At 55.8% G+C, this 12,938-nt stretch carries 12 protein-coding genes and 1 pseudogene; all 13 read right to left on the bottom strand.

Annotated elements, in window-relative coordinates:
- Positions 1 to 553 precede the first annotated feature (553 nt).
- Complete coding sequence (locus MHM84_RS21200) at positions 554 to 958, bottom strand: nuclear transport factor 2 family protein (RefSeq protein ID WP_239269038.1); 405 nt, start codon at positions 956 to 958, stop codon at positions 554 to 556.
- 526 nt (positions 959 to 1,484) lie between these two features.
- A complete protein-coding gene (locus MHM84_RS21195; RefSeq protein WP_239269036.1) occupies positions 1,485 to 2,306 on the bottom strand; it encodes a universal stress protein in 822 nt (273 codons plus the stop codon).
- An 18-nt stretch (positions 2,307 to 2,324) separates the two neighbouring features.
- Complete coding sequence (locus MHM84_RS21190; RefSeq protein ID WP_239269034.1) at positions 2,325 to 3,536, bottom strand: benzoate/H(+) symporter BenE family transporter; 1,212 nt, start codon at positions 3,534 to 3,536, stop codon at positions 2,325 to 2,327.
- A 64-nt stretch (positions 3,537 to 3,600) separates the two neighbouring features.
- A complete protein-coding gene (locus MHM84_RS21185) occupies positions 3,601 to 4,335 on the bottom strand; it encodes an ABC transporter ATP-binding protein (RefSeq protein ID WP_239269032.1) in 735 nt (244 codons plus the stop codon).
- The gene (locus MHM84_RS21180; RefSeq protein WP_239269030.1) at positions 4,332 to 5,099 is read right to left on the bottom strand and encodes an ABC transporter ATP-binding protein; all 768 of its coding nucleotides are present in this window, start codon (positions 5,097 to 5,099) and stop codon (positions 4,332 to 4,334) included. Before MHM84_RS21180 ends, MHM84_RS21185 begins: the two co-directional genes overlap by 4 nt.
- Positions 5,100 to 5,102: 3 nt before the next feature.
- The gene (locus tag MHM84_RS21175) at positions 5,103 to 6,167 is read right to left on the bottom strand and encodes a branched-chain amino acid ABC transporter permease (RefSeq protein ID WP_239269028.1); all 1,065 of its coding nucleotides are present in this window, start codon (positions 6,165 to 6,167) and stop codon (positions 5,103 to 5,105) included.
- A gap of 10 nt (positions 6,168 to 6,177) precedes the next feature.
- Positions 6,178 to 7,038, bottom strand: a complete 861-nt coding sequence (locus tag MHM84_RS21170; protein WP_239269026.1) for a branched-chain amino acid ABC transporter permease — start codon at positions 7,036 to 7,038, stop codon at positions 6,178 to 6,180.
- 64 nt (positions 7,039 to 7,102) lie between these two features.
- Complete coding sequence (locus MHM84_RS21165) at positions 7,103 to 8,278, bottom strand: ABC transporter substrate-binding protein (RefSeq protein WP_239269024.1); 1,176 nt, start codon at positions 8,276 to 8,278, stop codon at positions 7,103 to 7,105.
- A gap of 579 nt (positions 8,279 to 8,857) precedes the next feature.
- Positions 8,858 to 9,643: a benzoate diol dehydrogenase BenD gene (gene benD, locus MHM84_RS21160; protein ID WP_239269022.1), complete on the bottom strand. Its 786-nt coding sequence runs from the start codon at positions 9,641 to 9,643 to the stop codon at positions 8,858 to 8,860.
- Entirely contained in the window at positions 9,640 to 10,674 is a 1,035-nt protein-coding gene (gene benC, locus MHM84_RS21155) for a benzoate 1,2-dioxygenase electron transfer component BenC (RefSeq protein WP_239269020.1), read from the bottom strand. Before benC ends, benD begins: the two co-directional genes overlap by 4 nt.
- Before the next feature lie 28 nt (positions 10,675 to 10,702).
- Positions 10,703 to 11,194, bottom strand: coding sequence for a benzoate 1,2-dioxygenase small subunit (gene benB / locus MHM84_RS21150; RefSeq protein ID WP_239269018.1), 492 nt, complete (start codon positions 11,192 to 11,194; stop codon positions 10,703 to 10,705).
- 34 nt (positions 11,195 to 11,228) lie between these two features.
- A complete protein-coding gene (locus MHM84_RS21145) occupies positions 11,229 to 12,596 on the bottom strand; it encodes a Rieske 2Fe-2S domain-containing protein (protein ID WP_239269015.1) in 1,368 nt (455 codons plus the stop codon).
- A 131-nt stretch (positions 12,597 to 12,727) separates the two neighbouring features.
- A pseudogene (locus tag MHM84_RS21140) lies at positions 12,728 to 12,938 on the bottom strand (catechol 1,2-dioxygenase); the annotation flags it as partial.

The following is a 12,938-nucleotide window of genomic DNA, read 5'->3' as shown; positions in this document are numbered from 1 at the left end:
CGTCCGCACTCGGCCCTGGATTACCAAACCCCGGTGGCTTATGCGCAGACGCTGACAGCTGCACGAATCGACACGAAGACTAACGGGACTCAAATAGCCGCTGGATGAAAGTTCGGTGGCAGGTCAGTATGTTTGCCTGATGCGTCAGAACCATCCTCTCTCATTTAATGAGTTCGGACTGAATGAATTCATAGCCGCCAAACACGCAGTAGTGGTAGCGAGGGGTACCGGCCACGGTATTGTAGAAGAGCAACTGATCCGCGCAGGCATAGAGCGACCGGTGAGATTGAAGCTTCCCCACTTCGCAGCTGTGCCCTACATTATAAGTGAGAGTGACCTGCTAGTAACTGTTACAGATAAACTGGCTCATGCTACGCAGTCCCGATTCGAGCTAGTGATACGCGAACATCCTTTGCACTTTCCAGATATTCCTATCAATCTATTCTGGCACCGACGCTTCCATCAGGATGCCGGCAACCAGTGGTTGCGTAGGCTGATCCACGACATATTCGCCGAGCCGTGACGCCCCTAGGTTGCCGGTTTGATGCCTGTACTATGCTGGCTTGGCCCAAGACGCCCTACTGCTATGGACGGCACTTTTATGGGTGATTTTCCAGACGCCGTTGAGCTTTATCAGGGCGAGCACATCCACCCACGAATCCGACAGGCTCTCTGTGTTATCAAAGCCCAGCAGGACGCTAGCCACGCTCCCGGCTTGGACCACTGAAATAACGCGTCCACTAACTGGTCTGTAGCTGGCTGCCCAGCGCTCGAAACGCTCACTAACCAGGCCTTTGCTGAGATCACCATCTTCATCTATCGCAAATATCCAGGCGTCTTCATGAAAGGCTTCCCTAAGCTTGTCCATACCATCTTCAAAGCCATCTACATAGAGCTGAACCACACGTATGATTTCATCATACTCCGGTGTCCTTTCGGCGGAAGATACATTATCCATAGGCTTCTCCTCTCTTCTTTAAAATTCATGGGTCAGGCGGCTCTCAGGCCAAGGATTTCATGACTGGCACTGCCAGTGGCCATCTATATCCCCTCCCCAAGGCTTGATTACTAGATACGCGATCTATCAAGAGTGAAATTAAACTAATACTCTCATTACGTAGCCCGTCGGCACTCATAGCTGGAAGCAATATGTTGGTCGCCACCGATGTAGTGCGGGTAGTGCGGGTATCGGCACATAGCTGTGTGGACGTCGTATAGGGCGCCGTCGCCTTATTGTGAGACAGCAAGAGAGCATCTTCGGGTGCCTCTCCTTCAGTCATCCATTGTTCCAACGTGACCAACATGTCGTGATTGGTGGGAATCAACTTGGCGGCTCCAATACAAGCATGCGTTATTGAGCACGAAGACATCCTAGTTAGTCATTGGGTTGAGGTGATGGCTACCCGTTCTGTGAAGCAGATCAGAGTATTTTTTCAGCACACTCCTCATTAAAACACTGCGCTAGGAGGCGCCGGGCCAGTACGCTACGCCTGTTCATCAGGACGCAGCACGGCAACCGGACAGCATGCTTCGTGCAGCACTTCATGGCTGACGCTGCCAGCGACCACTTGTGACAGCCCGCTACGCCCGTGGGTCGTCATCGCAAGCATAATATTAGGGTATTCAATCGCGTAGCTAACAATGGATTCAGCAGGATCGCCATGTAATACCTCCCAATCCACCTTTGCCTGGTGGGTCTCGCGCAGGCGACGTGCCAAGCCACGCACATAGCTAGCCTCGGCTACGTCTACGTACGCGCTCGCCTCGGCCTGCCTTATTGCAGCCCGCTGCGGTGCAATCACCTGTAGTAACTGAAGACGGGCACCTAGAAGTCGGGAGAGATTCACGGCATGAGACAGCATAGATTCAGCTAGTCGAGAGCCATCCATGCAGATCACCACCACTTCCACGCGCTTGTGGGCTTGGGTATCGAAGCAAGGGCCGCATAGAAAGACGGGTTTGTTGGTCCGTCTCACTACACCAGCAGGAACACTCCCAAGCAGCATCTCGGGTACGGGGCGACGTCCATGCGCAGTCATGCATAGCCAGGTATCCTCCTGGCGCGCCAGGGCAGCCAAATGATCTTTGGCACTGGCATGAGACGCCACATCGACAGCAACCTCGCCGGCCCCTTGCGCTGCTAACCTTTTTATCAGCACCGCACGCCGAGATTCCACTTGGTTCTGTGCAGAGACTACAGACACTACCCCCAGCGAAGCATTCAACTGTTGAGCCAGCCTCTGGCCAAGTGGTAGGCCACGCAGCGCATAGTCGCTATCGTCCATTGCTAAATACATAGTGGGCATTTTCGCCTCCTTCGCATTTTATTGTTGCTTTTTTGCCATGGACTGTTCGGGGTGCCGTCCGGCTGTCCTCCATGGCCTGTGCAAAATGAAGTAAGCCAATGCCCCGATAACGACTCCCCAGAATGCTGCACTCAACCCCAGGAAGCTGACTCCAGAGGCTGTAGCGATAAAAGTGATCACCGAGGCCTCCAAATGGTCCTTGTGGGCTGCGAAAGCGCTGACATTGCTAGAGATAGCGCCAATCAATGCTAGCCCCGCCAATACTGCGACAAACTCGCCAGGTAACGAAGTAAATAACAGCACGATAGTGCCAGCGAAGCTGGCACCAATTAGATAGAAAGCCCCATTGGCCACACCAGCTACATAGCGCTTGTCTGGATCAGGATGTGCCTCGGGGCTGGTACATATGGCAGCCGTAATAGCTGCAATCACTGTGGTAATGCCACCGAAGAAGGCGGTCACTAGTGAGGTCAAGCTAGTCAGGGTGACAATCGGTCTTGCCGCAGTGGAATAACCTGAGGTACGCAGAATGGTCATCCCCGGTAGAAATTGGCCAGTCAGGCTGACCAGAACCAGAGGGATCGCCAAGCTGAGCGTGGCGCCCCAGGTCCATTCCGGGTTAATAAATTGCGGCTTAGCAAACTGCAGTGTGACACCCTGCAGGCTAGCCCCCTCCAAACCCACCGCTAACCCAACGCCCACAATCAACAATAGAACCAAGCTGTAGCGTGGCGTCAGGCGCTTGAACACCAAGTAGGCGAGAATCATGCCGAGCGTTAGCGTCGGAACCGACTCTAACGACACGAAGACGCCCAGGCCGAACTGAAAGAGAATCCCCGCCATCATTGCGCTGGCAATGCCTGGTGGAATGGCTTTGATGATGCGGTCGAATGAGCCGGTAATACCGATTATGAAGATTATGATAGCAGCCGTGATGTAGGCTCCCACGGCTTCATTCAGCGATAATCCGGGAAATAACGTGACCAACAGTGCCGTACCCGGTGCCGACCATGCGGTAACGATGGGCGCTTTCAGCCATACACTGAGCAGAATGCCTGAAATGCCCGCCCCGATGGAAATCGCCCATACCCAGGAGGTCATCATGGCGCTCGAAACCTCGGCGCTCTGAGCAGCTTGGAAAAAAATGGCCAGTGGGCCGGAATAGGAGACAAGCACCGCCACGAAGCCGGCAGTAATAGCAGATATCGACCAGTCTCTATGAAGTTTCATGGCAGATCCTTCGAGCTACAAAAATTCTTGCCCCGGCGTACCAGGACAAGAACACATCCATTTTTCAGGCAACGCCAAGGTGCGTGTCGAGAATGCTGGGGTCTGCTTTCAACCCATGGGAATCGCCACTGTAGACGACTCGGCCTTTGACCAGCAGTAGGTGTCTGTCTGCTACGTCCAGCAGGTTGTCTATGTTCTTATCAACAATAATGCTGGCGATGCCCGACGCTTGTATATTGCGAATGATTTTCCAGATTTCATCGCGGATGAGCGGAGCCAGGCCCTCGGTAGCTTCATCGAGGATGATCAGATCAGGATTGGTCGTTAGCGCGCGTCCAATCGACAGCATCTGCTGCTCGCCCCCAGACAGGAATGAGCCATCATGATTGATTCGCTGCCCAAGCCGTGGAAACGTGTCCAGCACGCGCTCTAAAGTCCAAAGTGTCTCGCCCCGATCATTGGACCGGGCCGCCATAGTCAGATGCTCCCGTACGCTGATACCAGGAAAAATCCCTCGGCCCTCCGGTACGTAGCCGATCCCTTGGCGAATCAGCTGCCAGGGGCGACGCTTCGCCACAGGTATACCTTTTATGGCCACTTGGCCCTCGCGTGGAGGCACGAAACCTAGGATAGATTTGAGCGTCGTGGTCTTACCCATACCGTTACGCCCCAGCAGGCTGAGCGTTTCCCCAGGCATAAGAACAAGATCGACACCGTGCAACACATGGCTTTCGCCATAGTAGGTGTGAATATTGCGAGCATCGATCAAGGGAGTAGTCACTTGCTGGGCAGCTGTCATGCCGTCGCCTCCTCGTGGTGACGCCCAAGATAAACGTCACGTACCTTCTCACTGCGTCGTATTTGCTCAGTGGGGCCGCTCTCCAGCACGCAACCATCTACCATTACGGTAATTCGGTCAGCCAGACGGAACACCGAATCCATGTCATGTTCGATCAGCACCAAGGTGTAGCGATCCGAGAGGCGCTCAAGCAGCGTTGTCACCTGAGCCGTCTCCTCGTGACCCATGCCCGCCATGGGTTCGTCTAATAGCATCAGTGACGGAGCTGTCGCCAATACCATGGCGATCTGAAGCTGACGCTGCTCGCCGTAACTCATGTCCGCAGCGGGCGTATCCGCACGTGCCATCAAATGACAGGTTTCAAGTACTTCACGGGCCCGCTCATCCACCATTCGGGCATGGGCACGTGAACGCCAACTTGCAAAGATGCCTCCCATATGTACGCGTGCAGCCAGTTGGCAATTCTGTAGACAGGTCAGGCGAGGAAAGATATTGGTCTTTTGATGGCTACGCCCGATGCCCAGACGTGCAGTCTGGCGTACGCTCTTGCCTTGGATAGGCTGGTCACGGAAGAGGATCTCTCCCTCGGAAGGCGGGATCTCACCGGACAGCAGATTGATCAAGGTACTCTTGCCAGCGCCATTAGGCCCTAGAATGGCGTGGATCTCACCAGGTTTAACATCGAAATCCACCGCGTTGACCGCGACCAGGCCGCCGAAGCGCCTGGTCAGGCCTCGGGTTACCAGCATGGCTTCACTATGCATGGCTTATCCCTCCTTGTTCTGGGCTGCAACGGGCTGGGCGGATGCATCAACAGGCGAAACTGTTTCACTCTTCCGGCGTGAAGTGTCGGCTGACTTCTCGCCAGGGGGTGCGATGATCAAGCCGGCGATGCCGCGAGGGAGTACCAGCACGGCACCTATGATGGTCAGCCCCATCAGGATCGGCCAATGGATGGTCAGATGTTCGAAGACGTACAGTAGGATCTCGTAGGCGAAGGCGCCCAAGATCGGACCGAAAATCGTGCCCATCCCCCCCAGAATCAGCATCATCAGTACTTCACCAGAAGCGTGCCAGCCGAGTTGTGCGGGGTTGGCGAACCCGTACTGCATGGCAGCGAGCATGCCGGCAATGGCCGCAATTACTCCGGAGATCACGAACGCGGCCAACTTGTAGCCATGCGTGGCATACCCCAGCGTTTGCATGCGGTGCTCGTTGTCGTGGATGCCGTCAAGCACCTGGCCGAAGTAGGAACGCGTCAGCCAGCGCAAGAACAGATAGCCGGCAATCAACAGGCCCAGGCAGAAATAGAAGAACGTCTGCGGATCGCTCAAGTCCAGCAGCGTCGCTTCGCCGACGGTGACGCTGGGACGGAACATGATGAAGACGCCGTCCGTTCCTCCGGCGAATTGCGAGGTGCTTATGAAGTAGAAAAACATTTGGCCGAAGGCCAAGGTAGTCATGATAAAGAAGATGCCCTTGGTACGGATCACCAGTAGGCCGACCATCAGCGCCGTCATAGCAGAGACAGCAATGACCAAGGGTAGCATCCACCACAGAGAAGCAGCGCTATAATCGGGGCTGGCTAAAGCCAGCGTGTAGGCGCCGATCCCAAAGAACAGCGCATGCCCCAGGCTGACCAGCCCGACAATGCCCACCAGCAGATCCAGACTCATGGCGAACAATGCCAAAATGACCATCAGGGTAAGCTTCTCCTGTATGAAATCGACCTGATCACCGAAGACAGCGGGGCCCCACAGCGGGAATACGGCGACGAGGAGCGTCAGAACTAGCATGATGATAGCGACGCGTTTCGGATAACGATGCAGCATAACTGTCTCCTCAGGCGAAAAGCCCGCGTGGCTTGACCAGCAGTACGGCGGCCATAATCAGATAGATCACCATACTGGCTAAACTGGGTATCAGTACCGAGCCGAAAGTCTCGGCCATGCCGATCAGGATGGCTCCCCAGAAGGCGCCTTTGATCGAGCCGATGCCACCAATGACTACCACCACGAAACAAGTAATCAGAATACTGTCACCCATCCCTGGGGCGACGGAGGATAGGGGGGCGGCGATCATACCGGCGAAAGCCGTCAACGCTACACCGGCACTAAAGATTAGAGTGAACAGTGTGCGTACATTGATGCCCAGTCCTTCCACCATGTCGCGGTTGACAGCACCGGCACGAATGATGATGCCTAGCCGGGTATGTCGGATTACCCAGTAGATAGCCGCTGCCAAGGCTAGGCACACGCCCATAACAAACAGGCGATAAACTGAATACTGCAGGTTGTCGGTGAGCTGTAAGCTGGCATCGAAGGGCGCCGGCACCGGTACACTGTGTACGTCGCCTCCCCAAATAATGCGCTGGGCCTCGTTGAGGACCAGAATCAGGCCAAAGGTCAGCAGCACTTGGTAGAGGTGGTCACGCTTGTAGAGCGTATCCAGGAAGAGGCGCTCGATAATCAGACCTAAGGCAATAGCAATCGGCACAGCTACGAGGATCGCTACCCAGAAGTTACCTAACCGCAAGGTTAGGTCGTAGACCAGATAGGCCCCGATCATGTACATGGCGCCATGGGCAAGATTGATAATGCCCATGATTCCGAAAATCAACGTTAGGCCGCTGGCAATAAGAAACAGCAACAGCCCATACTGCAGCCCGTTGAGGAGCTGTACTCCAAAAAATGCGAGATCCATGAAGGTCTCCTCTGCGAGGGGCCGGGCGGGCCAAACCTGCCCGGCCAGTCAGCCGTTTACCGGGTTACATCTTGCATGCATCATCCGGTACTTCGAGCTGCTCGTAGGCAACATCGACGACCTCATGCTTACCATCGCGGATTTCACGCAGGTAAACATTCTGGATGGGGTGATGAGACTCGGAGAAAGTCATCGGTCCACGAGGGCTATTCAAGTGAACATTGGAGAGTGCCTCGATCAGCGCTTCCCTGTTCTCGGTGTCGCCCTTGACGGCATACAAGGCCTGGGCAAGCATCATTCCAGTATCGTAGCCTTGAACGGCGTAGGTATCGGGCAGCTCACCATAGGCCTCTTGGTAAGCTGAAACGAAATTGCGGTTCGCTTCGCTCTCAAGGGTATCGGCATAGTGAAGCGTGGTCATGACGCCCTCCCCTGCCTCGCCCAGCGCCTGGAGGTTACCTTCGGTTAGAAAGCCTGAACCCAACAGTGGAATGCTTTCCTTCAGTCCGGCCGCTGAGTAATCACGCACGAAGTCCACACCGCCACCGCCAGCAAAGAAGGTGTAGACGGCATCCGGCTTGAGACTGGCAATCTGAGTCAGGTAACTCTGGAACTCGGTGCTCGGAAACGGCACCAGAATTCGCTTGGTTACCTCGCCTCCCGCTTCGGTGAAGGCTTCCTCGAAACCGGCAACATCCTCCTTGCCGCCCGCGTAGTCCCAGGTAATTGTTACCACTTTGCGATGGCCTTGATCGTAGGCGACCTTGCCCATCGGATAGCTGTCCTGCCACATACTGAACGAAGTGCGGAACACGTTGGGCATGCACAACTGGTTGGTAGCTGCCTCCAGCCCAGCATTGGGAATAATCGTGAGCGCTCCCGTCTGCTTGGCGACCCGAAGCATGCCCATGGCAACCCCGGAGTGCACCGGCCCGATCACGAAATCGACATTGTCTCCCTTGACCAACCGACTCATGTTCTGTGGCGCCTTGGAGGGATTGGCCTCAGAGTCGAGCTGCACGTATTCTATCTCACGCCCCCCCAACTGACCGCCTTGTTCCTTGATAGCCAGCTTTAGGCCGTTGGTGATGGCTTCACCCAGCGCCGTATAGGTTCCAGAGTAAGGCAGCATCAAGCCGAGCTTGATCGGATCCTCATTATTGGCGTTGGCGGTGCCTGAAATCGCTATCCCCGCACCAAAGAGGGAAGCCAACAGTTTCTGCTTCAACTTATTAGTCATCTCATCACCAGAGGTTTTAGCTATTGTGATTATCAGTTACTACTAGCCATAAAGTTAGCAACAGACTCTAAGGTTTTACTCGTACAGTCTTGAAACTGTAACTTTTATGATTTTAAACCTCTGTATTCTGGTCTTTTTGCCTTGGCCACAACCAATATCATTTAGGTAAGGATAGATACCCTATGAGTATGGAAAATGCTTACCTCTCTATCCCTACGCACCGAATTTTTATATATAAAACAAGGTGTTATCCTAAAAAAAATAATAGCATGCTAACTTTATCAGCAAAAACTATGATTTTTAGGCTATTAGACTTCACAAAAACTGCCAGCCCAAGGGAGAATTAGCTACATCCATTAAACGAAAATCTAAGCCCTAGACCAAAGAACAACAAGAAATAGGTAGACAAAAAAACCCGCAGGTATTTGCGGGTAAAGAGGCCCTAGCCGAGGCCATAATTTTAAGCACGAACTACAGGTCACGAGGGCTGACGGTGCCCTACGATTCATGCCCGTTCTAACTGATTACAGCCCGTAGCCAGCCCTCGTAGCCAGTGAGCCTATACGTGTTAGAAGTAATCTATCCCATATCACCACCGGCTACCGGCAAAACGTTTCCTGTTATGTAGCTGGCATCGTCCGAGGCCAGGAAAAGAATCGGTGCGGCCTGCTCGTCCAAGGTGCCGTAGCGATGCATCAGGCTACTCGCCTGGGTCTGGTCGATATGTGCCTGGAACCATGCCCGCTCCTGTTCGTTGCTAGCTTCCGGCGTACCGCGAGAAATTCGCCGTGGCGGCGCTTCTGTTCCCCCCGGTGCGGTGGCAACGACACGAATCCCGGCATTCGCATACTCGAAGGCGAGCGAGGCGGTGATCGCATTGACCCCCCCTTTGGCGGCTGAGTAAGGGATGCGATGGATGCCGCGGGTAGCCGCCGAGGAGACGTTGACAATGACACCACGGCCCTGATCGACCAGCGTTGGCAACGCAGCCCGACAGCACCATAGGGTCGGCATCAGCGAACGGGTGATCTCGGCGCTGATCTCGGTCTCGGTGAACTCGACGAACGGCTTGAAGTTGATCGCCCCTCCGACGTTATTGATCAACACATCGATCCGGCCGTAGCGCTCCCGGGTCTGCCGCATAGCGTCCTCGGCTCCTTCCCAGGTTTCGAGATCGGCCTGAATGGCGATGGCCTCGCCACCCTTGTCATGGATGGCCGCCGCGACCTCATGCACCACGTCGGCACGGTCGACCAGTGCCAGGCGACCGCCCTCAGCTGCGGCGCGCTCGGCGACCCGCTGCCCGATGCCCTGGGCAGCTCCGGTCACTACTATGACCTTGCCATCGAAACGTGCAACATTCATGCAACCACCTCGCTAGCGGGCGTCAGGCTGGGCGCGAACTTCTCGTAGTGGAAGCTGACCGGGGTTATGCCCTGCTCGCGGAAGTGCTTGAGCACAGCATCGACCATCGGCGGTGGCCCGCACAGGTATACGTCCACCTCACCGTCGTGCAGCTTGTCGGTCTCCATGTGATGGGTCACGTAGCCCTTACGCGGGTGCTCACTGGTCTCATCAGCCACCACTGTGGTGTAACTGAAATCGGGCAAGCGCTCGGCGAAGGCGTCGAGTGCCTCGAGCTTGACCAAGTGATCGTCGCGGCTGACACCATAGATCATGTGAACTGGCTGGTCGCAGCCTTTCTCTTCCAACAGCTTGAGCATGGAAAGGAATGGCGCCAGCCCCGTGCCGCCAGCCAGCATTAGCAGGGGGCGCTTTACCTCACGTAGGTAGAAGCTACCCAGCGGCCCGGTCATGGTCAGGCTATCACCCGGCTGGGCCGTTCCGGTCAGGTAACCGCTCATCAAGCCATCCGGCACGTTGCGGATCAGGAACGATGCGCACTTGTCACTTGGACGTGAACTGAACGAATAGGAACGCGTCTCTTCGCTACCCGGCACCTTGATATTGATGTACTGACCGGGCAGAAACGTCAGCTCAGTCTCGTCATCCAGATCCACGACCAGCTCAATACTATCCTCAGAAAGTTGCTCGACCCGAGCCACCTGACCGGTGAGTTCGCCGACCTGGGTTTTACACAGCGTCGAGGCCACCGGCACCTGAATGACGCAGTCGGACGATGGAACCATTTGGCAGGTCAGCACCTTGCCCTCGGCTTCTTCCTCTTCTGAGAGCGCTTCCTCCAGATAGTCGTCGCCCATGTCGAAGGCGCCCTGTTCGCAGTGTCCCTTGCAGGTACCGCAAACACCATCGGAGCAGTCCATCGGCAGGTTGATCTTCTGTCGATAGGCAGCGTCGAGTACCGTCTCTCCTGCCTTGCAGGTGATGAAGCGGGACACGCCGTCCTCGAAGTTGAGTGCAATGGTGTAGCTCATGGTCGTTCTCCTCCCACCCGGCCGATACTCAGACGTGATAAACGTCAATGACCTGGTGGATATAATCGTTATTGAGGATCACCGTTTTCCGCTCGATCAGCGGGGCGTCCCCGGACACGTCCAAGGTGTAGAAGGACGTGCCGAAGTAGGCGTTAGTCTGCTGGTAGCGATGGCTCAGGGTGTGCCAGTTGAAACGCAGCTCCACCTTATCACCATCTTGACTCAATACCTCCAGGTTGGAGATTTGGTGGGTGGTGCGCGGTTCGGGGGTACTGGTCGCTCCAGAGCGTTCAGTCTTGATGCGGTAGACCCGGTCTTCCAGTCCCTCGCGGTTGGGATAATAGATCAGCGAGATTTCGGATTGCGGATCACGGGTCAGCTGATCATCGTCGTCCCAGGCCGGCATCCAAAACACCACGTTCTTGCTGTAACAGCTCAGCCACTCGTCCCACTCGCGGTCGTCGAGCAGACGCGCTTCCCGATGGACGAAGGCCTGGATATCCAGAAAATTCATGCTCATGGCGATGCTCTCCCTTCTTCTGTCGCTACGATGCTCACGCAGTCTCGGTGGCGATAAACTGGCTGCGTTCCTTGTCTATAGCGCGCAGCATCTCAGAGACCCAGTGCTTATGGTGCATCACATACAGGCCCTCATCCTCGGGCGACGCGCCACTGAGCAGCGGTTTCATGTCAATCGCCTTGGCATTGTCGTCAGCGCCTTCGATCCATTGTTTGGCACCGCGACTGAGATCGTTCCACTCAGCGTTCTGGGCAGCATAACCGCTCTGGCAAGCGCGGAACTCTTCCAGGTCGTCCGGTGTGCCCATGCCGCTGACGTTGAAGAAGTCTTCGTACTGACGAATGCGTAATGCACGGTTCTCGGCGGACTCACCCTTGGGCGCGAAGCAATAGATGGTAACCTCGCTCTTGTCCACGGCGATCGGTCGGATGACGCGAATCTGTGTGGAGAACTGGTCCATCAGGTAGACGTTGGGGTACAAGCAGAGGTTACGGGTCTGGTTGACGATGGAATCGGCGCGTGCCTCGCCGAGCTCCTTCTCGATCCACTCGCGCTGCTGATAGACCGGGCGCACCTCAGGATTAAGCAGACGTGTCCATAGCATCATGTGGCCGTTCTCATACGAGTAGAAGCCACCCAAGCTCTTCGACCAACCGTTAGCATCCACCGCCTTGGTGCCGCCGGCATCATAATTACGGCGGTCCATAGTCGAGGAGTAGTTCCAGTGCACCGTGCTGACGTGGTAACCGTCGGCACCGTTTTCGGCGCCCAACTTCCAGTTGCCGTTAAATGTGTAGGACGACGTGCCACGCAGGATCTCGAGGCCCTCCGGCGCCTGGTCAACAATGTTATCGATGACCTTGGTGGTCTCGCCCAGGTGATCAGCTAGGGGCTGAACGTCTTCACTCAGGCTGCCGAACAGGAAACCGCGATAGTTTTCGAAGCGCGCGATGCGCTTGAGATCATGGGAGCCGTCCTGCTTGAAGCCATCCGGGTAGGCACCGGTCTTCTCATTCTTGGCCTTGAGCAGCTTGCCGTCGTTCTTGAACGACCAGCCGTGAAACGGACAGGTAAAGGTGCCCTTGTTACCGCGCTTCTTGCGGCACAGCGTGGCGCCACGATGAGAGCAAGCGTTGAGCAGCCCGTGTAGCTCGCCCTGCTTGTCGCGAGTGATAATTACCGGCTGACGGCCCATGGTCACCGTCATGTAGTCGCCCGGCTCGGGGACCTGGCTCTCGTGAGCCAGGAACAACCAGCTACCTTCAAAAACGTGCTTCATTTCTAGCTCGAAGAAGGCGGGGTCGGTGAACATGCTGCGGTGGCAACGGAAGATGCCGTTTTCGGGGTCATCTACGACGGCGCCGCGGACACGTTCTTCGAGACGATCAAGCTGTGTGGTCATGATCAGTACCTCAGTGTTGTCATGGTTGTCTTCGTAGAAGCCGGCCGTTAGCAATGGCAGGCTCCTTCCCCTCAGCCGCGCCAACAAGAACGATCTCGCCAGCGGGTTCAAGTATGGTCAAGGGGCGACTGTCAAACCTCGGCGGTACCGGCCAACTGACTGGCCTGGTCCTGCGCGTCTTCCAAAGCCCGAGGACGCTTATGACGCACCTGCAGTTCGGGCGCATCGGTTCGGGCCAGTTCGACATCAAACACCACTTCGGTGAACGGACCCTCCAGCTCACGCCTGGTAATCTCAGCCGGGTCCTCGATGCGCTTACCCTCGACCACAAGTTCCTCGCGG

The organism is Halomonas sp. McH1-25, assembly GCF_022348165.1.
Taxonomy (GTDB): domain Bacteria; phylum Pseudomonadota; class Gammaproteobacteria; order Pseudomonadales; family Halomonadaceae; genus Modicisalibacter.
Note: the sequence above shows the minus strand (reverse complement) of the source record. Positions and strands in the feature narration are given on the sequence as shown.